Genomic DNA, 19,547 nt, shown 5'->3' with positions numbered 1-19,547 from the left:
AGCTATAAAATTTTATCATAACCCATTAAGTTTATTTAAAGAATGATAGCGATTTGACAATCGTTAAGCTTCTCTGAAAGGAGACATTAATTTATGATAAATTGCTGCGTAAGGAAGTATGTCCCGTTAAACACCTGAACCACATAACACCCGGTTGAAAGTCCGCTTAAATCAAAATATTGCGCAACATTATTAGCTGCAGCAGGTTGTGCGCTTGCAATTAACTGTCCCAGCGTGTTGTAAACAGTGATGTCAAAATATTCCTGATAATCGCCTAAAAAGTTTTTTATGGAAATGGTAAACTGACCATTTGTTGGAACGGGATACACTAATATTTCAGCAATATCGCCGGGTAGCGGGCCAATTTCATTGCAACCGGCAGCGGAAGTGAGCAGTGATGCACGATATGTTTCCATAACCGTGCGCATACGCGTTTTCTGGTCTTCGGTAAATATATTCATACAGGCATCATCCGTATAATCCATGTAATTCTGATACATAATTCCCGGAGCTGTGGGAGAACATTCGTCAACTAAAACCTCGCCCGGACAACCGTAAGTGGAATCACCCTGATTCGGTGTATCATCAATTCCATCGGACCCATCACAAATACCGCCGTCATCGCCCCAAACATGCGATAAACCAAGCCAGTGGCCTACTTCATGTGTTGCAGTGCGACCGAGGTTATATGGGGCGGAACTGATATCTGCCAACCCAAAATTTTTGTAATCGATAACTACACCATCAACTTCCGGACTCGCACCCGGAGAAACGGCATACCCTAAAATACCATCCTGTAAGTCGCAAACCCAAATATTGAGGTAAGAAGAAGCCGGCCAGGCATCATCACCCATTTGTTCCGATTTTTTTACTTCTTCCGAAAATGAAAGCAAATATTGAGTGGTATCGGTGTATTTTCTAATAATTCCAGTTGTGGAATCGCCATTGGGATCAAATGAGGCGAGACAAAATTCAATTTTTACATCCGCGCCAACTGCAGCAAATTCAGGCGGCGTGTTCACGGTATCCGCATTTAAACGTCTAAAATCTTCGTTTAAAGTATTTATTTGGGTGTAAATGCGTGTATCATCAATATTTTCGGCTGCTGTATTATAAACTACATGCACAACAACAGGTATGATGTAAACATCATCGGTAAGTCTGGCATTTGCAGGAATATTTTTTTGTGTTAAGATGTGCTGATAAGCAGCAGGGTCATTTTTTTTGATTTGCTCCAATACGTCAGTAGTAGCGCATTTGCTTTGGGCTTGGCTAACTGAAAAAGAAAAAACCAATAAGATAACAGCAACAACATGCTTACTCATAACAACTAAAGGTAATTAATTTTCAAATTTAATTTTTTTAGCAAACGACCGCCATTTTTCAGTAGCAGAGGCAAAATCGGCCGGTAATTCACTTTCAAAATACATTTCCTCTCCGGTTCGCGGATGGATAAAGCCGAGTGATTTTGCATGTAGCGCCTGACGAGGAATTAATTCAAAACAATTTTCCACAAACTGACGGTATTTGGTATAAATTGTTCCCTTAACGATTTTATCACCGCCATAAGTATTATCGCTAAACACCGGGTGACCAATATGTTGCATGTGGACACGGATTTGGTGTGTGCGGCCGGTTTCGAGTTTACATTCAATCAAACTGGTATATCCGAATCGTTCTAAAACTTTGTAGTGCGTTACGGCATGTTTACCAATTTCGCCACCAACGGGATACACAGTAAATAATTTTCTGTAGCGCTGATGTCTGGCAATATTACCCGTTACGGTTCCTTCATCCTCATCAAATTCGCCCCAAACCAATGCATAATATTTGCGATTGATACTATGGTCGAAAAATTGTTTGGCAAGATGCGCCATCGCATATTCATTTTTTGCTGCGATAATTAATCCCGAGGTAAATTTATCGATACGATGCACTAAACCCGGACGAAAAGGTTCATCTTGTTTTGGCGGGAGTTGCTCAAAATGATATAATAATGCATTTACTAAAGTACCGGAAAAATTGCCGAGGCCGGGATGAACAACCATGCCCGGTTTTTTATTTATGAGCACAATATCATCATCTTCATAAACAATATCAATAGGAATATTTTCAGCGCGAACATCGTATTTAGCGGGTTTTTGCGGTAATACGACAACAATTTCATCGAAAGGTTTTATTTTATAATTCGACTTAACCGGTTTTTGGTTTACTAAAATACATCCTGCTAAAGCAGCATTTTGTATTCGTGTACGCGAGATGTTTTCTATGCGGTTAAATAAAAATTTATCGATACGCAACGGCTCTTGTTTGCGGTCGGTAACTACACGATAGTGTTCATACAATTCTTCTTCGGTATCAGCACCTAAGTCGTTTACATCTATATCATCATCAAATTCCTGCATCAGATTAATTTACAATTAAATACCGTTGAAAAATGTTGTTTAAGTTTTTGTTTTACTTCATCAAGCGGAATAATTCTGCCTAATTCTTTTTGTAATGAAGTTACTGCTTTATCCTGTATACCACAAGGTATTATAAAATTAAATTTACTCAGGTCTGTATTAATATTAAAAGCAAATCCATGCATGGTAACCCAGCGACTGCTGCGAATTCCGATAGCACAAATTTTGCGGGCTTTTTTATTATCTGCGTCTAACCAAACCCCTGTTGAACCGGGCAATCGTTCGCCTTTTAAACCGTAATCGGCAAGGGTTAAAATAATTACCTCTTCAATACTGCGTAAATATTTTCCTAAATCGGTAAAGAAAAAATCCAAATCAAGAATCGGATATCCAACTATTTGTCCCGGCCCATGATAAGTTACATCTCCTCCCCTGTTAATATGAAATAAACTAACCCCGTTTTGTTTGAGTAATGTTTCGTTGAGCAGAACATTTTTTTCATCAGCACTTTTACCTAACGTAATTACCGGTTCATGTTCAACAAAAAGTAATTGATGATTATACGATAATTGTTCCTCTTCATTACGAATGCGGTTTTGTAATTTTTTTTCTACGATATCATTAAAAATACTTTCCTGCAATTTCCATGCATAGCCGTATTCCATTATTCCTAAATCGCGAAATTGAACGAGTTGCATTATTTTTTTTCCAATGCTGTTTTTAACCAATCGAGCATGTCGATTTTAATCGGATCTACACCTTTTAACTGAGATAAATATAAACTTACCCAATCGCCGACATGAATGAGATAGAACATATTTTCGAGGGCAGATGCGCTTGTTGCGGCAACATTGGTGCTACAACAAATTTTTTCCTGAATTAATTCCGATGTTAATTCAAACCGTTTTGCTGTTTGCGGATGTTCATGATTGTGGCGTAAATAAATAACACCAATGCGTTGATCTGCTTCATGAAAAGCAACCAGTTCGTTATGATTCATTTCCGGTAAAACATTTGCAAAACATGCCATTTTTGCATTTTCGTTGATCTGTTGTTTCCATCGTAATGCAACTGCATAAATGGAAATATCAGCATATATCAGCGGGATGGTATTTTGAAAACGGTCGGCAATTATTTTTGCAGTTAACTGAATTTCATTTTTTTGAGCAGATAACATGGCTGCAGTTGATTTAATATCTGCAATAAATTGCTCATCAATCAAACCCGAATGCTTCAAAATAAATAATTGTGCAACCGATGAATAACCTAAACAAGTGCGCGGTGGCATTCCACCGGGAATCAGAATTACCGGCAGATTATTTGATTTAGCCAGCTCATGCAATTTACCACCTGTTGTAACGCAGGCTATCATACATCCTTTGCGCAGGGCATCTTGTAAACTTGAAATAGTTTCTTCAGTATTTCCTGAGTAACTAGAGCAAATCACCAGAGTATGTTGATTGCAGCTTGCCGGCAATTGATAATCGTTACTAACTTCAAAAGGAATGGCTAACTTATGTTTGAGCGCATCTTTGAGCAATAAGCCGCCTATTCCGGAGCCGCCCATACCAGAAACCACAATATGTTTGATCTCGCGCTCAAATGAAAAACTTTCCACTTTTAAGCCTATTTCAACAGCTTCGAGGAGTTGTTGAGGAAATCTATCAATATATTTGTCCATGTTCTGAAGCACAAAAATACACTATTATGGGCAGGCATAACGAATTGGGGCTGTTGGGAGAGGAAAAAGCGGTTGCTTATCTGCTTGAAAAAGGATACACGATACTAGAAAGAAATTATCGTTTTGGGCGGGCAGAAGTGGATATAATTGCCGGCAATGGAGCCCATATTTTGTTTGTGGAAGTAAAAACAAGAAGCAGTTTGAAATTCGGATATCCGGAGGAGGCTTTGAACAGCAGGAAACAACAACTTATCAGTAAAGCGGCATCAGAATATATGTATCAGCATAAATTAGAATTGGATATACGTTTTGATGTAATATCCATTTTAAAATTGAAGGATGGAAGCTGGCAGATTGAACATTTAGAAGACGCATTTTTTAATTACTAATGATAACAGGGATTAACCATATTGCCATTATTTGTTCCGATTATAACAAATCGAAACATTTTTATCATACCATTTTAGGTTTTGAAATAATTGCGGAAAATTATCGCAGTGAACGGGATTCGTGGAAACTTGATTTACGTGTAAATGCAGACACGGCTATCGAATTATTTTCATTTCCAAATGTGCCGGAACGCCCATCGTATCCGGAAGCCAGGGGATTAAGGCATTTGTGTTTCAGTGTTGATCAGCTTGATGAAACAATCAAATCCCTCGAACAAAAAGGTATTGTATTTGAGCCGGTTCGCACGGATATTTATACTCAAAAACGATTTGTATTTTTTACTGACCCTGATGGATTGCCCATTGAATTATACGAGGCATAAAAAAAGCCCAATCTTTACAATTGGGCTCCCTTAATTTGATATTTCAATATCTGTCGAATCCTTTATTTTCAAGAAAGTCTTTCATTTGTTTACGCGCAAAAAAGATGCGGCTTTTTACAGTGCCTAACGGTAAGTGCATTACTTCTGCAATTTCTTCATATTTATAACCCTGATAATGCATGATAAAAGGTTTTTTATATTCCTCATCAAGCTGATTAATTGCTTTGATCAGGTCTTTCATCACAAAATCATTTTCTGCCTGATTTGCCGTAATAGCTGCACTTGAATTCAGCAAGAAAAGGTTATCAGAACTATCCACCAGCGTATTTCTTTTAGCATGTTTGCGGTAGTTATTGATAAAAATATTTTTCATGATGGTAAGCAACCATGCTTTCAGATTGGTGCCATCGTGAAACTTGTCCTGGTTCGACAAAGCCCTGAAGTAAGTTTCCTGCACTAAGTCCAGTGCATCATCTCTATCGCGGGTCAGATTTAAAGCAAAAGCCTTAAGAGGTGATTTCAACCGGATGATATGAGATTCAAATTCGTGGTTTGTCATAATCCTTATTTTGATACAAAGTAAACACTGAAAAGGTGAAATTCCAAATTTTTGTTTAATCTTTAATGTTAAATGTTAAACAATATTAAGTAATTAAGCCACTGCAAGGGTTTCAAGACGTTCAACAACTGTTTCGAGGTTACTGATTACATAAACGTTGCTTTCCAGGCCTTTAATAGCGTTTATGGTTTGCGCGCCGCTAACAAACACTTTACTTTCCGGGAAAGTAGCAGCCAGTTTGTTCAGGTAATCACTTACCGTAAATGCAGTGGGATGTGCTGTTATGATGGTATAAAACCCATCAGGATGCAGGCTCTCTCCTACCTGAATCACATCATTAATGGGCACACTTGGACCCAGATACACTACTTTGTGGTTGTGGGTTTTAAGCAGATATGAGAGGAAAAGCAAACTGAGCTCATGCCATTCGCCGTTTGGCAAAAAGAGAACAAACTCTTTGGAATGTTCATCATATTTGGTTGATTGGCCATCAATAGCCACAATCAGCTTTTGCCTGAGGAGCTGTGTCATAAAGTGCTCCTGTGCCGCAATAACCGTTCCTGAAACCCATAACATGCCTAGTTTTTCAAGATATGGGAAAACCACTTTTTTAATAGTTTCCTCAAATCCCATTTGTAAAATGCAGGTATTCAGTATTTTTTCAAACTTTTCTTCATCATAGGCAATGGTAGCAATAGTGAGGCCTTCAATCTGGTTGATAAACTCCCGCGGCTGGTTAATCATATCCCCAACCAAAGCAGATACTTCTTCCTGAGATAAAATAGCCAGTTTTGAAATTTTATGCCCGTTACGGTTAAGCAACGCCAAACTCATCAAGTATTTTAACTCGGTTTCGGAGTAATAACGAATATTGGTTTCGGTGCGGTGTGCCTTTAAAATACCGTACCGATGCTCCCAAATACGTATGGTATGGGCTTTTATACCCGATAACGACTCCAGATCACGGATTGAATAGATTGCTGCCATGTTGTAAAATTACTTTTGTTTAAGATATTTATATAACAGTTATACAAAAATATTGTTTTGAGTCGAAGCAAAATGGTGACTTTTCATCTATTTTATTAGTTTCCTGAGCGGTAACTTGCACTAAATTTCAGGTTATGAAAAAAATACTGATACCAACCGACCTGGCAGATAATGCTACTGATGCTTTTGCCTATCTCATACCACTGCTTATTGAACAAGATGCAGAAATTCACTTAGTGCATGCTGTTGACGACCCATTTGTGAAAGAAGAACGTACGCAGTTCGACGAACAGGGTGTAGAAAAATATACCAGCGATATTATATATAAAATGCGGGCTGAGGCAGATGCTGCCATGCTTGTTTACGCTGAACAATTCCGCTTGGCATTAAATGCTGCAGGTAAACCAATGCCCGTTTTTTCACACGTGGAAAATGGTTTGGCAGATGAAATTATTCTGCATCAGGCTGCAATAATTCAGCCGCAATTATTAATTATGGGCAGACATCATCACAGCAGAATTGAACGCCTGTTTTTTGGAACTGTTACACAATCGGTAATGAAAAAAGCGCATTGTCCGGTTTTAGTACTGCCTGAAAAATATACATTTACAAAACCACAGGAAGTTTTATATATGAGTGATATGGATGCTGCAGATGTAATTTCAATTGGCAAGATTTTAAATTTGTTAAAACCATTTGGCATTAATTTGCACATCGTACATTTTAATATTCATGAAAGTAATACAGAAGGGAAATTTTTTGCTTTGGGTGAACAAATTAAACGTGATCATCAAGAAGTAAAAATAGATTATGAAACCGTTGATGCTGATGTATTGAGAGATGCCTGGGTGCAATATGTGGCGCATAAAAATATTGACTTCATTGCGCTGACCGCCAATAAACACAGTGGTTTACAGCGATTGCTCAATCAGGATACTGCTGCTGATGTACTTTATCACAGCAAATTACCTTTATTGATATTACACAAATATTAAATTTTAAGGAAGGTAGTATTTCCGATTTCAGATTGCAACAAATAAAAGCCTTTTGGTAATGTTGCGATATTAATTGTACCATTTACACAATTTAATTGATACGTTTGTGCGCCGCCCATTCCATAAATTATTACCGCACCTGAAAATGAATTATTCAGCGTAATGAAATTAGTTGCAGGATTTGGAAAGCAACTTATTTCTGCTGGTTGCAAATTTTGAATTGGTAAAGTTTCAGTTAAACCCAAAGCATATTCAAGTGCATTTGCAAACTTGATGGTATCATAAACAGTAAAACCGTATTGCGAAAAACTTACTTCATGTGTGGAGCGGCCAGTTACAACAATTGTTGGCATTCCCATGCCGCCATAAAATTCAGAAATGTCATACCCTTCAACAAATTGTGCATTGCAGGTTATTGCATTTTCGGTTTTCCAGTCACTCAATTGCGTGCAGGTATAAGTATCATTGTAACCGAAAGAATAATATTGAATCCTATTGCTATTCGTCAGATTATATGCCTCAATTATAGGGCCGAACAAATGAGCAGCATTAATACAAGGCATACAGCCGTCGAGCATAACAATCTCCATAACCACTACTGAGCCGGTATCCAATTCAGTATATAAATTGTGTTCAATGCCGTTACAGTCGTTTTGTGTCCAATCCTCAGCTGTAACCAGCTGTGCATAGGCTGAACCGGTAAAAACCAGGCTGAGCAGACATACCAAAAACGATTTCATACCGTAAAGTTAATATTTATAATTATTCGGGCGGGTATAAACCATTTGCACAACATTGATATTGCGCATGTCGAAGGCAGCTTCACAATAGGAAAAGTAGTAATTCCACTTTCTGATGAAAGCATCATCAAAACCCAACAGTTTAACCTTCTCGATATTTTCATTAAAACGTTTACGCCATTCAGAGAGTGTAATTACATAACTTTTGCCGAGGTCTTTTAAACCGAACATAAATAAATCACCCGTTTCGTTAATAGCAGTGTTAATAGCTGCGATACTCGGTAATAAACTGCCCGGAAAAATATGTTTTTGAATAAAATCTACATTCTTTTTAAACGACTCAAATCTGGAATCAGGACATACAATTGCCTGCAATGCCAAAACGCCATTTGGTTTTAGTACAGATTGAATTTTATCGAAATACACTTTTAAATATTGTGCCCCAACTGCTTCAATCATTTCAATAGAAACCACTTTATCGAACTGGCCTTCAATTAAACGATAGTCTTTTAATTGCACATCAATATGTTCCGATAAATTTTCGTTTTTGATTCGTGTTGTTGCAAAATCATATTGTTGTTGCGAGATGGTTACTGAAGTAATTTTACAACCATAAGTTTTAGCCGCATAAATGGCAAATCCGCCCCATCCGGTTCCAATTTCAAGTAAATGGTCATTGGCATTTAATTTTAGCGACTGGCATAAACTATCATATTTTTCGTATTGTGCTTTTTCCAGTGCTAAATCCGGTTTTGAATAATAAGCCGAAGAGTAGGTCATTGTTTTATCAAGAAACAAACTAAAAAACTCATTACTTAAATCATAGTGTTCTGCAATATTCTTTTTTGACCCATCCAGTGAATTTTTTCTTTTGCTGTGGAATATTTTATTTGCCAGTTGAAAACCATTAACAATAATAGTTTTAGCTGTTGATCCTGACAATGTTGGTGCATTGTCAACATTCAATAGAAACCAGGATAATAAAGCAGTGAGATTGGTTGTAGTCCATTCGCCAGCCATAAATGCTTCAGCAAAACCAATATCACCGAACAAAAATGCCCGTTTAAAAAAATTATCATCCACTACGGTTACATCTGCATGTAATTCATTTTGTTTGCTGCCAAGCTCCATGGTGCTGCCATCGGCGAGGGTAATAAACAAATACCCTTTTTGCATGGGTTGCAAATATTTTAGAATCGTTTTTTTATATAGTTTCATTGGTTGTCGCTCAAAAAGTTAGTTGTTGTTTCGGACATTAATAATGTCGCGTTGCAAATCAGCATTAGCTGACTTTTTATGATAAGGTATTTTTTTAAGCCATAATTTTAAAGCCTGCCAGTGAATTGCCAGCATTACGCGAATGGTGATAAACGGAAAACGAATAAGATACCATCCCAAACGTGCATCTGTAACTGATTTTTTATTGCCTGTCAGGGTGCTGATAAAAAATTTATCTCCTGATTTATCTTTAACATTAATCTGTATATTCAACTTCTCATCCGGCACTTTATACCGAAATTCAAATTCGGTATCCATTTCGGTAAATGGTGATACATAAAAGAACTTCTGTGCATTTTGTTCGAAAGTTGTTCCGTTTTTCGCATCTACCAAAAACAATTTCATTTCACCAAAAGTGTTGCTAATTTCTGTGACAACATAATTGCACACATTTTGTTCATCGTAGCAAAAGTAAAAACTTACCGGATTAAACACATAACCAAACATGCGGATATGGCTCAGTAAAAAAACCTTTTCCGGAAAATGTGTAATTCCTTTAGTTGCCAGATAGTCATTCAATTTTGTTCTAGTACTAAGTTGGTTCCTGCTGTCACCCTCCGGATACTTAAAATGATCGCTGTCCCGAAAACTAAAAAGGCCCGGTTTATTATACGATAATAATTTTAGTTTGGATGCCAGTTTATCCAATTTATCGATATCTAACCAAAACATAAATACGTTATAATGAAACCGATGCTTTTTTGGGGCAATCCGGTTGTGCATTACAAGACATTTATATAAGGCTGAATCCATTTTATTTTACGTTAAGTTACCATTTAATTATCAGAACCAACAATTAAATCACAAACAGCATTCGCGCTCATGAGTGCATCTTCGTGAAACCCATACCTGAAGTAACTTCCACAAAAGTAAATCTGTCCATTGTTATTAAGCTGTGCAAGATTTTGCTGCGCCTGCATTGCTTCAACAGTAAACACAGGATGTTCATACATCAGCTCTTTAATAATTTTTCCCTTGTCAACAATTCCCGGGTCGTTGATGGTGACAAAATAATTTTCATTTTTTGAAACATCCTGTAAACTATTCATCCAGTAGGTGCAGGAAGCGGTTATGTTGCCATTTATTTTTTCCGTTCTGTAATTCCAGCTGCTCCACACTTTTTTTATTTTTGGCATTATTCCGGCATCTGTATGTAAAGTAGCTTTGTTTTTTTGATAAATGAACGGAGCTAATAATTTCTGCTGTAAATCATCCGGATTTTTAAGCATTTTCAAAGCCTGATCACCGTGTGTAGCAATAATTACTTTATCAAATAAAAATATTTCTCCCTGTTGGGTGGTAACAGCTACTTTGTCGCCCGATTTTTCAATACCTGTTACAGGTGCATTCAGTTTAATTTTATCTTTAAAAGGCGCAATTAATCGTTTTTTATATTCTTCGCTTCCACCATTAACGGTATACCATTGAAATTGAGTATTCAATCCCAAAAAGCCATGATTTTTAAAAAATCTTACCAGGGTTAATGCCGGAAATTGGGCACTGGTATCAGGTGGTGTGCTCCATAATGCTGAGCTCATTGGTAAAATATACCAGTTCAGTAAATCTACGCCCCAACCTTTTGATTTTACATAAGCAGCAATGGATAAATTTTGTAATTCCGGTTGCTCCAATACTTCAAGGCAAGTTTTGTTAAATGCATTTAACTGCATTAAAAAACGAATATATCGCGGCGAAAAAATGTTTTTCGTTTGAGCAAACAACAGTGGTAAACTACTTCCGCAGTATTGAATATTTTCGTGCACAATATGTGCAGCAAAACTCATATCTGTTTTTTTTATTGGTGCTTGAATTGTTGCAAATAATTTATTGAGGTGCGGATAATTTTCGTTGTTAAATACAATAAATCCGGTATCAATTGGAATAGTGTTATTACCTTCCTTTACATAAGCAGTATTAGTATGCCCGCCAACATAATCTGCCTGCTCAAACACAGTGATATTGTGCTTCTTGAACAAACGATGCGCACTGCCCATTCCTGCAATTCCTGTCCCTATAATGGCAATTTCCATTGATTAATTGATGTGTTTATTTAGTAAATAAATAATGGCTGACAAACCATTCATTTCCGTTTTTATACCCCCATAATTCTGCACAGGCCATAAAAAATATGCGCCAGTAAACCCACCATTTTGTTGCATTTTCTTTACTATAAGTTGATGCTAAAATCGGCATTATTTCAGCTTTATGTGCATCCATATTTTGCAGCCAGGCTTCAGCAGTTTTCTGATAATGTGTGCCATCCCAATGATAATGTTTTTGCACTTTTAAATCTTCATTAAAATAAAATAACAAATCATCAGAAGGCATAATACCACCGGTGAAAAAGTATTTGCTCATCCAGTCATCATCATTAACAACATCAAAATAGTAAGTAAATTCTTTATGGGTAAAAATATGCACAAATAATTTACCGTCGTCTGTAAGCATATTGCTAATTTTTTTCAGCAATAAACGGTAATTGCGCATGTGTTCAAACATTTCAACTGAAACTACCCGGTCAAACTTTTCATCAAGCGCAAACACATTCATATCAGCAGTAATAATGCGCACATTTTTTAGTCCGCGTTGGGCGCAGGTAGCATCAATATATGCTTTTTGAGTTGCTGAATTTGATACGCCGGTAATTTGTGCATTTGGGTATTTGGCTGCCATAAACATCGATAAACTACCCCATCCACAGCCCAACTCTAAAATTTGCAAACCATCCTGCAATTCTGCATGTGCACAGGTTTTTTCCAGCGCAAGCGTTTCTGCTTCCGAAAGCGTTTTTGTTTCCGGTGTCCAGTAGCAGGAAGAATATTTCATATGTTGCCCCATTACCATTTTGAAAAATGTTGTTGGCACTTCATAATGTTGCTCGTTAGCGGCACGTGTTTCTATTGCAATGGGCGATTGTTTTAATTCGGCGATAATGTTCATTAAGTGCGCCTGCTGCAACTCCCTGTTGGCAAGCGTTTCATCCTTTAACCTTACTTCCAGAAGCTGGACAATTTTTTTTCGGATTAAAAAATCCGGCACATGGTCGTTTTCCAGTAAACGCTCGATAATTTTATTCACAGATATATTGGGTTTGCTGATTTAATTACGATTATTTTTAAAAATTGGATGTTGTCTTATTCTTTACAAGCTGCTTCAGAACGGGTATCGGTAATTTGTGTAATAAGCCATTTGCTGCCGTTAAAAAATAATGTTATACTGTTAACACCGCAATGTATTAATTGTTCCGCACCATTTTCTTCAATATAAAAATGATAAGGGCACCAAACGCTGGCCAGTTCATTGTCGGCTTCAATTTTATAATAGTCGGGTACTTCTTTCCATCGTTCTGTTTTAGGTGTTCCGACCGCATTTGCAAAATCTGCCGGTGTTTCAGTTACGAGAATTTTCTTATCACCATGATTTGTAATTGTGAGTAAACGCGCATTTTCAGCAAAAAGCGCAGTAAGTGCGGCGCTGTCGTTTTGGTACATTGCTTTGAATAATCCGTCCACTGTTGCCTGAACTGCCGTAAAATTTTCATTTCCAGCTGCAACGGGTTGTTGTGCAAAAGCCGTCTTGACAGTGGTAGTATATAAAATTAGTATTAAAATGGATTTAAATTTATGCATGCCTGACATTATTCATATAAAAATGTGAAAAACTGGCTACTCAATTTGAACAAAACGGTACAATTTTACGTATATAAACTTAATTAAAGACAAAAACCCCTGAGCACAAATGGAAAAGATGGTTAAACAATTTGGATTACCTAATTATGTAGTTTGGTTATTTCTTGGCATCGCATTTACTGCGGTGGGTATCATATCTGTATTACAATGGACTTACGGAATTGCCACGTTTATATTATGTTGTGGCGTTGGTTTCGCAGGTTACTGGTTTTTTTTCAGGCCGGCCTTCGTTGCTATGGATGTAATGAAATCGGGCGAGCCTGCTATGGCTATTATTCTTGAAGTATGGGAAACGGGCAAAACCGTTGATCATAATCCCCGAATCGGCTTATTATTGGAAATTCGTCATCGCAGTATGGTACCTTACGAGGTGGAGATAAAACACAATATTACGCGTGAGGAACTGCAGAATTACCGTAAAGGACGCACGTTGCAGGTAAAAGTTGACGCTAAAGACCCGAAAAAAGTGGCAATTTTGGCTGCTTAAGTCATTTTTACCCGTTTTTGAGCCTTTTTTGATCAGTCGGCTTTAGGACAAAATTTCTTACCAAAACCATTCGATAGTATTATCTTTGCGCCATGGTTTATCTTACCAGACGTGAAACGTTCAATGCAGCACACAGGCTGTATAATAACAAATGGACAGAAGAGCAAAATGTTGCAATTTTTGGCAAATGCGCCAATAAAAACTGGCATGGACATAACTACCAGTTGTTTGTAACGGTTAAAGGCAATCCTGATCCTGATACAGGTTTCATTATGGATGCTAAAAAATTGAGCGATCTGATTAAAAAGGAAGTTATTGAGTTATTTGATCATAAAAACCTGAACACAGACACATTATACTTTATTGATGTTCAACCAAGTACTGAAAATTTTTGCAAGGTAATTTGGCGGATTATTGAACCATTAATTAGTGGTGGCGTTTTACACTGTATTAAACTTCAGGAAACCGAAAATATTTCTGCGGAATACTACGGTGAATAAAATTAATACTCAATGGCAGAATCAAACAACCAAAATGGACAGTTCTATAAAAAAGTAGAACAATACGGTATGGAATCACTTTCGGGATTACAGGAGAATTACAAAGCAATTATTACGCAGTTAGGCGAAGACCCTGAGCGCGAAGGTTTACAAAAAACACCGGAGCGTATTGCCAAAGCTATGCAGTTTTTAACACAAGGTTATGATCAGGATGCTGAAGCAGTTGTTCGTGGCGCCATGTTTACTGAAGAGTGCAGTGAAATGGTAATTGTGAAAGATATTGAAATATATTCCATGTGTGAACACCACATGCTGCCGTTTTTTGGTCGTGCTCATGTTGCCTATATTCCAAATGGCAAAATTGTTGGCCTCAGCAAAATTGCTCGTGTGGTAGATATTTACGCCCGTCGTTTGCAAGTGCAGGAAAGGCTTACCCAACAGGTGTTACATTGTTTACAAAATACACTGAATCCAATAGGGGTTGCTGTTGTTATTGAAGCAAGCCACTTATGTATGATGATGCGCGGCGTGCAAAAACAAAACTCTGTAACCACTACCTCTGCCTTCACCGGACAGTTTCAGGAAATGCAAACCAGAAATGAGTTCATCAACCTCATCTCAGCCCGCTTAAGCAAATAGTTTATCAGAATTATTTACATTTACAGTCTAAACTTGCAATATGAAAAACATACAAATTGCATTGGTTACGCTGTTGATATTTGTCGGCAGTAACCTGCACGCACAATCAAAAAAATATAAAACAGAAGGAAGGAAATGTACCCGTGTAGAAATTATTACACCGGGTGGGTTATTCAGTAATTATGAATTAAGTGATGGCGATGTTGAAATGATGAAAATTGATGGTATAAAAGATTTTTTAATTGAAAAAATTAAGAAAAATGGCTCTGAAAAGGGCTGGCCGGAAAAACTAGCTTCCTTTGAAATGCGCATGGCAAATCCCGATGCCTTAAAAAAATACGTGGTGTATAAAGTAATTCAATTAGATGATAAAGTTATACTTGTTGCACCCGCAAAATATAATCAGGATTTAGAGGCAGGTTGGTCACTTACAAAGGATATTTATTTTGTAATGTATGCCAATGCTGTTCATTAATCTACTCGCACATTATTAAATACCAAATAATATAATTTACATGAAAAAAGCTTATGTTTTTCCGGGACAGGGTTCACAGTTTCCGGGTATGGGGAAAGAATTGTACACCAATAATCCGGTTGCAAAAAATATGTTTGATGCTGCCGATTGGTTATTAGGTTTTTCTATTACTGATATTATGTTTAACGGCACTGAAGAAGCATTAAAACAAACCAGTGTTACACAACCCGCCATTTTTTTACATTCTGTTGCCTTAGCGGCAACACTCGAAAATTTTCAGCCTGATATGGTTGCCGGGCATTCACTTGGTGAATTTTCTGCATTGGTTGCAAATAAAACCTTGTCGTTTGAAGATGGCTTATTATTAGTTTATAAACGTGCAATGGCCATGCAAAAAGCATGCGAATTACAACCGTCTACAATGGCCGCCGTACTTGGCCTTGCGGATGATATTGTTGAACGTATTTGTAATGAAACTGAAGGTGTTGTGGTTGCAGCCAATTATAACTGCCCCGGTCAATTAGTTATATCCGGAGAAATTGATGCAGTAAACAAAGCCTGCGAAGCATTAAAAGCTGCCGGTGCAAAACGCGCATTATTATTACCAGTTGGAGGTGCATTTCATTCACCATTAATGGAACCTGCACGTATCGAATTATATGATGCAATTAACAGCACTAATTTCAGCAAACCTGTTTGCCCGGTTTATCAAAATGTTACTGCTGCTGCAGTAATTGACCCTGCAGATATAAAAAATAATTTAATTGCACAGTTAACAGCACCGGTTAAATGGACACAAAGTGTTTTACAAATGACTGCTGACGGGGCAACAAATTATATTGAAGTAGGTCCCGGAAAAGTATTACAGGGATTAATTAAAAAAATAAGTCCGACAGTTGAAGCAATGAGTTGCTAAATTTATATCAATAATATATTTAACTAAAAGCGGAATTACATGAGTAAGGCCGCTTTTTTATTTCATACCCTGAGTTAAATCTGCAATAATATCTGCTGCATTTTCTATGCCCACGCTTAACCGAACTAGTCCGTCGGTAATACCTGCAGCCATTCTGCGTTCGCGTGGAACATTTACGTGCGTCATACTTGCAGGATGTTGAATTAAAGTATCTAATGTGCCTAAGGAAGTTACCATTTTACACACTTTTACTTTGTTCATCAATTTAACACCGGCTTTTAATCCGCCTTTTAATTCAAAACTCAGCATGCCACTGTGTGCCAGCATTTGTTTTTTAATAATATTTTTTTGAGGATGATTTTTTGAACCGCAATACAATACTTTAGATACGGCAGGATGTTGTTCAAGAAATGCAGCCACTTTTTTTGCATTATTACAATGGCGCTCCATACGCAATTCAAGTGTTTTTAATCCTTGTAATAATAACCAACTATCAAATGCATTTGAATTTGCACCTAATAACTTCACCTTCATCCAAACTTCATTTTTCATAAACTTTTCATCTCGCCCAATTATAACACCACCTAAACCACTTCCATGTCCATTTAAATATTTGGTAGCAGAATGCACAGAAAAATCAGCACCTAACAATAGTGGGCGCTGACAATAAGGTGAAGAAAAAGTATTATCTACTGCAACGCGACATTTATATTGATGCGCAATTTTGCATAATGTTTGAATATCAAAAACCTCCATCATGGGATTTGAAGGTGATTCAATATAAATTAAACGAATTGTTTTATCTGTTTTTAAAATTTGCTCAACAGTTTTAAAATCATTTAAATCGCAACGGATATTTCCAATTTGCCAGTCGCTGAGTTGCTTCTGAATTAATTCATCGGTGGTGCCATACAATTGCGGTTGGGTTAATATTTTATCACCGGCTTTTGCATTAGCTAAGATTACTGCTGCAATTGCTGCCATGCCGCTGCTGAATAATTGCGCTTTTGCTTTAATATCGCTACCGAATGTTTCCAGGCCGGCAATTTTTTCTTCTGCCATGGAAACGGTGGGGTTTCCCCATCTTGAATAAACATAACCTTTGTGATGGTCGTCAAATAAACTCAAAGCATGGTCGGTTGATTCAAATGTATATGCCGTTGTAGCATAAATCGGCTCATTATGTGGTAAAATAACTTTATCGGAAGTGCCCGGTTGAACACATAAAGAACCAAATCCGGAAACCCTTACTTGCTTTGCCATACCAATAGATTTTTTGTTTTACAAAACTAACTGAAATAAAATTGCAGGAACTAAAATATTCGCATTTTTCTGAACACATTGTTTTAATTTTGGGTTATCCTTATAATCAAATTGTTCAGGCTATGCAAAATCGATTTGGTGATACTTCACTTCCCAAAATTGTGATAATTGGCGGCGGATTTGCCGGATTGGAATTAATTAAAAGACTAAATAATTTACCTTACCGGGTAGTGTTAATTGATAAGTATAATTATCATACATTTCAACCGTTATTATACCAAATTGCTTCAGCCGGTTTAACTGCTGAAAGTATTGCATATCCCTTGCGGAGAAAAATAGGTAAATACCCAAATATTGCTTTTCGTTTGGCAGAAGTTACAGGTATAGATAAAACCCAAAAAAAAGTGCATACCTCAGCCGGTGATTTCAATTATGATTATCTCATTATTGCAGCCGGTGCAACCACAAATTTTTACGGAAATGTAAATCTGGAAACCAAAACATATACGCTGAAATCGATTCCTGAAGCATTAAGTATGCGTAGTGCAATTTTACAGCAGTTTGAAAATGCTGTTTTGCAGGCAGCGGGAAATCCGGAGAAACAAAAACTCAATTTTATTATTGTTGGTGGTGGCCCTACGGGAGTAGAATTAGCGGGTGCGCTGGCAGAAATTAAAAAAAATGTATTGCCATCCGATTATCGGGAATTAGATCCTGAAAAAATGGAAATACATTTAATAGAAGGCAGCAATCGTATTTTACCAACCATGTCGGAAAAAGCTTCTCGCTTATCAAAAAAATATCTTGAAGATTTAGGTGTAACAGTTTGGTTAAATACATTGGTAAGCGATTACACAGGAACGGAATTAATTTTAAAAGATGGTAAGTCTATTTCCTCCGACCATGTTATTTGGACAGCAGGTGTTAAAGGTGCTGTTATTGAAGGAATTGATGCAGCTGCAATTACCAGAGGTAATCGAATTATGGTGAATGGATTTAATGAAGTTGCCGACCACAAAGATATTTATGCAATAGGTGATATTGCATTAATGCAAACAGATAAGGCATTTCCAAACGGACATCCCGGTGTGGCGCAAGTTGCATTACAACAGGCATCTAATCTCGCAGAAAACTTTAAGCGAATGTCTGCTAAAAAACCATTAAAACCATTTATTTATAAAAATAAAGGAAACATGGCCACAGTTGGGCGTCACCGTGCCGTGGTTGATTTACCACGTTATTCTTTCGGTGGTTATTTTGCTTGGTATATCTGGATGTTTATCCATTTAATGTCGCTGGTTGGATTCAGAAACCGGTTTATGGTATTTATAAACTGGATGTGGAATTATATTACGTACGACAGAGCCTTGCGGATTATCATCAACAACATCAGCCCAACAAAAAAGCAGGAATTAAATTAATAGATATCCCAAAGGAGGATACGAACACCTGTATTCATGTGGTAACTCACGCCAAAATCGTTGCCAATAAAATCGTTATTTACCTGAGTAAACGGCAATTCCATTTTAGCTTCAAAATACCACCAAAAACGACCACGGATTGTCCAGTCCATACCGAAACCAATTGGCATACGCACACTCATATTCGACTGCACGAGAGCAGTTCCCGCAGGTGGTGCGTAAATGGTATCGGCATAAGCGCCAAGGGCAAGTTTAGAATTCACCATCCAAAGGCTGGCACCAATTAATCCGTAAAAGGCAAAATAGTCGTCAGCATCAGTTTGGAAGAAGTATCTGCGATAATCACCATCAATGGTAATTACATTAGAAGTTAAGGTAGTTGATAGGGTATCAGTAAGTAAACCTGTTGAATCATACACCACAAAATCGAGTTTCTTATTAGGCATCATATTGAAACCACCGCCAAAAGTAGCCATGTTGCGGTCGTAATCGCCGAAATGGTAGGCCGCTTTCGCGTTGATACCATAGCCCACTAAATCTTCAGTAAAAAAAACCCCGCCATCGGTCATCAACCAAAGCTGGGCATACGTGGAACGGGCAGAAAACAAGGTAACTAAAGTAATAATCAGTGTAAGTGTCGTTTTTTTCATACTCAAGAATTGATTAATCGTAGCGGCAGGCTGCTGCTCAATACTGCACAAAATAAAGGTTTTTTTATAGCAATTTAAAATTTGGTCTGC

23 protein-coding genes are annotated in these 19,547 nt (G+C 37.3%); 9 read left to right on the top strand and 14 right to left on the bottom strand.

The annotated features are described in order from the left end of the window. Window positions 1-86: 86 nt before the first annotated feature. Genes IPI65_06515 through IPI65_06500 form a run of 4 tightly spaced genes read right to left on the bottom strand, consistent with a single transcriptional unit; the run spans window position 87 to window position 4,086 of the window. Window positions 87-1,325, bottom strand: coding sequence for a T9SS type A sorting domain-containing protein (locus tag IPI65_06515; protein MBK7441177.1), 1,239 nt, complete (start codon window positions 1,323-1,325; stop codon window positions 87-89). Between the two features lie 15 nt (window positions 1,326-1,340). Next, the gene (locus IPI65_06510) at window positions 1,341-2,405 is read right to left on the bottom strand and encodes an RluA family pseudouridine synthase (protein ID MBK7441176.1); all 1,065 of its coding nucleotides are present in this window, start codon (window positions 2,403-2,405) and stop codon (window positions 1,341-1,343) included. Further along, window positions 2,405-3,103, bottom strand: a complete 699-nt coding sequence (gene lipB, locus IPI65_06505) for a lipoyl(octanoyl) transferase LipB (protein MBK7441175.1) — start codon at window positions 3,101-3,103, stop codon at window positions 2,405-2,407. Before lipB ends, IPI65_06510 begins: the two co-directional genes overlap by 1 nt. Continuing rightward, window positions 3,103-4,086 carry a bifunctional phosphoglucose/phosphomannose isomerase gene (locus IPI65_06500; GenBank protein ID MBK7441174.1) on the bottom strand — a complete coding sequence of 328 codons (984 nt, stop codon included), beginning with the start codon at window positions 4,084-4,086 and terminating at the stop codon, window positions 3,103-3,105. The genes lipB and IPI65_06500 overlap by 1 nt, the downstream gene beginning before the upstream one ends. 26 nt (window positions 4,087-4,112) lie before the next feature. On the opposite strand from IPI65_06500, the gene IPI65_06495 reads away from it, so the two are divergent. Together IPI65_06495 and IPI65_06490 are read left to right on the top strand one after the other, a co-directional pair. Further along, window positions 4,113-4,475 (top strand): YraN family protein, encoded by a 363-nt coding sequence (locus IPI65_06495; protein ID MBK7441173.1) that lies wholly within the window; start codon window positions 4,113-4,115, stop codon window positions 4,473-4,475. Continuing rightward, complete coding sequence (locus tag IPI65_06490; protein MBK7441172.1) at window positions 4,475-4,858, top strand: VOC family protein; 384 nt, start codon at window positions 4,475-4,477, stop codon at window positions 4,856-4,858. The genes IPI65_06495 and IPI65_06490 overlap by 1 nt, the downstream gene beginning before the upstream one ends. 43 nt (window positions 4,859-4,901) lie before the next feature. On the opposite strand, the gene IPI65_06485 is transcribed toward IPI65_06490, so the two are convergent. Together IPI65_06485 and IPI65_06480 are read right to left on the bottom strand one after the other, a co-directional pair. Continuing rightward, entirely contained in the window at window positions 4,902-5,417 is a 516-nt protein-coding gene (locus IPI65_06485) for an RNA polymerase sigma factor (GenBank protein ID MBK7441171.1), read from the bottom strand. 93 nt (window positions 5,418-5,510) lie between these two features. After that, on the bottom strand, window positions 5,511-6,404 hold the full coding sequence (locus tag IPI65_06480) for a MerR family transcriptional regulator (GenBank protein MBK7441170.1): 894 nt from the start codon (window positions 6,402-6,404) through the stop codon (window positions 5,511-5,513). Between the two features lie 134 nt (window positions 6,405-6,538). Between IPI65_06480 and IPI65_06475 the strand changes: the two genes are divergently transcribed. Next, window positions 6,539-7,399, top strand: a complete 861-nt coding sequence (locus IPI65_06475; GenBank protein ID MBK7441169.1) for a universal stress protein — start codon at window positions 6,539-6,541, stop codon at window positions 7,397-7,399. Here IPI65_06475 and IPI65_06470 read toward each other — a convergent pair. From IPI65_06470 to IPI65_06445, 6 genes are read right to left on the bottom strand one after another with little or no spacing between them, the layout of a single operon-like run. Continuing rightward, complete coding sequence (locus IPI65_06470; protein MBK7441168.1) at window positions 7,396-8,139, bottom strand: T9SS type A sorting domain-containing protein; 744 nt, start codon at window positions 8,137-8,139, stop codon at window positions 7,396-7,398. The two genes, IPI65_06475 and IPI65_06470, sit on opposite strands and share 4 nt — an antisense overlap. A 9-nt stretch (window positions 8,140-8,148) precedes the next feature. Further along, window positions 8,149-9,357 carry a class I SAM-dependent methyltransferase gene (locus tag IPI65_06465; GenBank protein MBK7441167.1) on the bottom strand — a complete coding sequence of 403 codons (1,209 nt, stop codon included), beginning with the start codon at window positions 9,355-9,357 and terminating at the stop codon, window positions 8,149-8,151. 18 nt (window positions 9,358-9,375) lie between these two features. Further along, on the bottom strand, window positions 9,376-10,140 hold the full coding sequence (locus IPI65_06460; GenBank protein MBK7441166.1) for a DUF1365 domain-containing protein: 765 nt from the start codon (window positions 10,138-10,140) through the stop codon (window positions 9,376-9,378). 53 nt (window positions 10,141-10,193) lie between these two features. Next, window positions 10,194-11,447, bottom strand: coding sequence for an FAD-dependent oxidoreductase (locus tag IPI65_06455; GenBank protein MBK7441165.1), 1,254 nt, complete (start codon window positions 11,445-11,447; stop codon window positions 10,194-10,196). Between the two features lie 16 nt (window positions 11,448-11,463). Next, the gene (locus tag IPI65_06450; protein MBK7441164.1) at window positions 11,464-12,495 is read right to left on the bottom strand and encodes a class I SAM-dependent methyltransferase; all 1,032 of its coding nucleotides are present in this window, start codon (window positions 12,493-12,495) and stop codon (window positions 11,464-11,466) included. A 56-nt stretch (window positions 12,496-12,551) separates the two neighbouring features. Continuing rightward, complete coding sequence (locus IPI65_06445) at window positions 12,552-13,046, bottom strand: hypothetical protein (GenBank protein ID MBK7441163.1); 495 nt, start codon at window positions 13,044-13,046, stop codon at window positions 12,552-12,554. 109 nt (window positions 13,047-13,155) lie between these two features. On the opposite strand from IPI65_06445, the gene IPI65_06440 reads away from it, so the two are divergent. The 5 genes from IPI65_06440 to fabD all read left to right on the top strand — a co-directional run bounded on the left by IPI65_06440 (window position 13,156) and on the right by fabD (window position 16,123). Next, on the top strand, window positions 13,156-13,593 hold the full coding sequence (locus IPI65_06440) for a hypothetical protein (GenBank protein ID MBK7441162.1): 438 nt from the start codon (window positions 13,156-13,158) through the stop codon (window positions 13,591-13,593). A 92-nt stretch (window positions 13,594-13,685) separates the two neighbouring features. After that, window positions 13,686-14,093, top strand: a complete 408-nt coding sequence (locus IPI65_06435) for a 6-carboxytetrahydropterin synthase (protein MBK7441161.1) — start codon at window positions 13,686-13,688, stop codon at window positions 14,091-14,093. 12 nt (window positions 14,094-14,105) lie between these two features. Further along, window positions 14,106-14,732: a GTP cyclohydrolase I FolE gene (gene folE, locus IPI65_06430; GenBank protein MBK7441160.1), complete on the top strand. Its 627-nt coding sequence runs from the start codon at window positions 14,106-14,108 to the stop codon at window positions 14,730-14,732. 40 nt (window positions 14,733-14,772) lie between these two features. Then, window positions 14,773-15,207 carry a hypothetical protein gene (locus tag IPI65_06425; protein ID MBK7441159.1) on the top strand — a complete coding sequence of 145 codons (435 nt, stop codon included), beginning with the start codon at window positions 14,773-14,775 and terminating at the stop codon, window positions 15,205-15,207. Window positions 15,208-15,247: 40 nt separating this feature from the next. After that, window positions 15,248-16,123, top strand: a complete 876-nt coding sequence (gene fabD / locus IPI65_06420; protein ID MBK7441158.1) for an ACP S-malonyltransferase — start codon at window positions 15,248-15,250, stop codon at window positions 16,121-16,123. 57 nt (window positions 16,124-16,180) lie between these two features. Here fabD and IPI65_06415 read toward each other — a convergent pair whose 3' ends face one another. Next, the gene (locus tag IPI65_06415) at window positions 16,181-17,386 is read right to left on the bottom strand and encodes an aminotransferase class I/II-fold pyridoxal phosphate-dependent enzyme (protein MBK7441157.1); all 1,206 of its coding nucleotides are present in this window, start codon (window positions 17,384-17,386) and stop codon (window positions 16,181-16,183) included. 122 nt (window positions 17,387-17,508) lie between these two features. On the opposite strand from IPI65_06415, the gene IPI65_06410 reads away from it, so the two are divergent. Then, a complete protein-coding gene (locus IPI65_06410) occupies window positions 17,509-18,807 on the top strand; it encodes an NAD(P)/FAD-dependent oxidoreductase (protein MBK7441156.1) in 1,299 nt (432 codons plus the stop codon). Here IPI65_06410 and IPI65_06405 read toward each other — a convergent pair. Then, the gene (locus tag IPI65_06405) at window positions 18,804-19,457 is read right to left on the bottom strand and encodes a hypothetical protein (protein MBK7441155.1); all 654 of its coding nucleotides are present in this window, start codon (window positions 19,455-19,457) and stop codon (window positions 18,804-18,806) included. The two genes, IPI65_06410 and IPI65_06405, sit on opposite strands and share 4 nt — an antisense overlap. Window positions 19,458-19,547 lie beyond the last annotated feature (90 nt).

This window comes from Bacteroidota bacterium (assembly GCA_016706255.1).
Taxonomy (GTDB): Bacteria; Bacteroidota; Bacteroidia; order Chitinophagales; family BACL12; genus UBA7236.
The sequence above is the reverse complement of the archived record's forward strand: the minus strand, read 5'-3'. Positions and strand labels throughout refer to the sequence as shown.

Excerpts from the sequence above, each read along its gene's own strand:
- IPI65_06515 (MBK7441177.1), bottom strand. The coding sequence starts at position 1,325 with ATGAGTAAGCATGTTGTTGCTGTTATCTTATTGGTTTTTTCTTTTTCA.
- IPI65_06510 (MBK7441176.1), bottom strand. The coding sequence starts at position 2,405 with ATGCAGGAATTTGATGATGATATAGATGTAAACGACTTAGGTGCTGAT.
- lipB (MBK7441175.1), bottom strand. The coding sequence starts at position 3,103 with ATGCAACTCGTTCAATTTCGCGATTTAGGAATAATGGAATACGGCTAT.
- IPI65_06500 (MBK7441174.1), bottom strand. The coding sequence starts at position 4,086 with ATGGACAAATATATTGATAGATTTCCTCAACAACTCCTCGAAGCTGTT.
- IPI65_06495 (MBK7441173.1), top strand. The coding sequence starts at position 4,113 with ATGGGCAGGCATAACGAATTGGGGCTGTTGGGAGAGGAAAAAGCGGTT.
- IPI65_06490 (MBK7441172.1), top strand. The coding sequence starts at position 4,475 with ATGATAACAGGGATTAACCATATTGCCATTATTTGTTCCGATTATAAC.
- IPI65_06485 (MBK7441171.1), bottom strand. The coding sequence starts at position 5,417 with ATGACAAACCACGAATTTGAATCTCATATCATCCGGTTGAAATCACCT.
- IPI65_06480 (MBK7441170.1), bottom strand. The coding sequence starts at position 6,404 with ATGGCAGCAATCTATTCAATCCGTGATCTGGAGTCGTTATCGGGTATA.
- IPI65_06475 (MBK7441169.1), top strand. The coding sequence starts at position 6,539 with ATGAAAAAAATACTGATACCAACCGACCTGGCAGATAATGCTACTGAT.
- IPI65_06470 (MBK7441168.1), bottom strand. The coding sequence starts at position 8,139 with ATGAAATCGTTTTTGGTATGTCTGCTCAGCCTGGTTTTTACCGGTTCA.
- IPI65_06465 (MBK7441167.1), bottom strand. The coding sequence starts at position 9,357 with ATGAAACTATATAAAAAAACGATTCTAAAATATTTGCAACCCATGCAA.
- IPI65_06460 (MBK7441166.1), bottom strand. The coding sequence starts at position 10,140 with ATGCACAACCGGATTGCCCCAAAAAAGCATCGGTTTCATTATAACGTA.
- IPI65_06455 (MBK7441165.1), bottom strand. The coding sequence starts at position 11,447 with ATGGAAATTGCCATTATAGGGACAGGAATTGCAGGAATGGGCAGTGCG.
- IPI65_06445 (MBK7441163.1), bottom strand. The coding sequence starts at position 13,046 with ATGCATAAATTTAAATCCATTTTAATACTAATTTTATATACTACCACT.
- IPI65_06440 (MBK7441162.1), top strand. The coding sequence starts at position 13,156 with ATGGAAAAGATGGTTAAACAATTTGGATTACCTAATTATGTAGTTTGG.
- IPI65_06435 (MBK7441161.1), top strand. The coding sequence starts at position 13,686 with ATGGTTTATCTTACCAGACGTGAAACGTTCAATGCAGCACACAGGCTG.
- folE (MBK7441160.1), top strand. The coding sequence starts at position 14,106 with ATGGCAGAATCAAACAACCAAAATGGACAGTTCTATAAAAAAGTAGAA.
- IPI65_06425 (MBK7441159.1), top strand. The coding sequence starts at position 14,773 with ATGAAAAACATACAAATTGCATTGGTTACGCTGTTGATATTTGTCGGC.
- fabD (MBK7441158.1), top strand. The coding sequence starts at position 15,248 with ATGAAAAAAGCTTATGTTTTTCCGGGACAGGGTTCACAGTTTCCGGGT.
- IPI65_06415 (MBK7441157.1), bottom strand. The coding sequence starts at position 17,386 with ATGGCAAAGCAAGTAAGGGTTTCCGGATTTGGTTCTTTATGTGTTCAA.
- IPI65_06410 (MBK7441156.1), top strand. The coding sequence starts at position 17,509 with ATGCAAAATCGATTTGGTGATACTTCACTTCCCAAAATTGTGATAATT.
- IPI65_06405 (MBK7441155.1), bottom strand. The coding sequence starts at position 19,457 with ATGAAAAAAACGACACTTACACTGATTATTACTTTAGTTACCTTGTTT.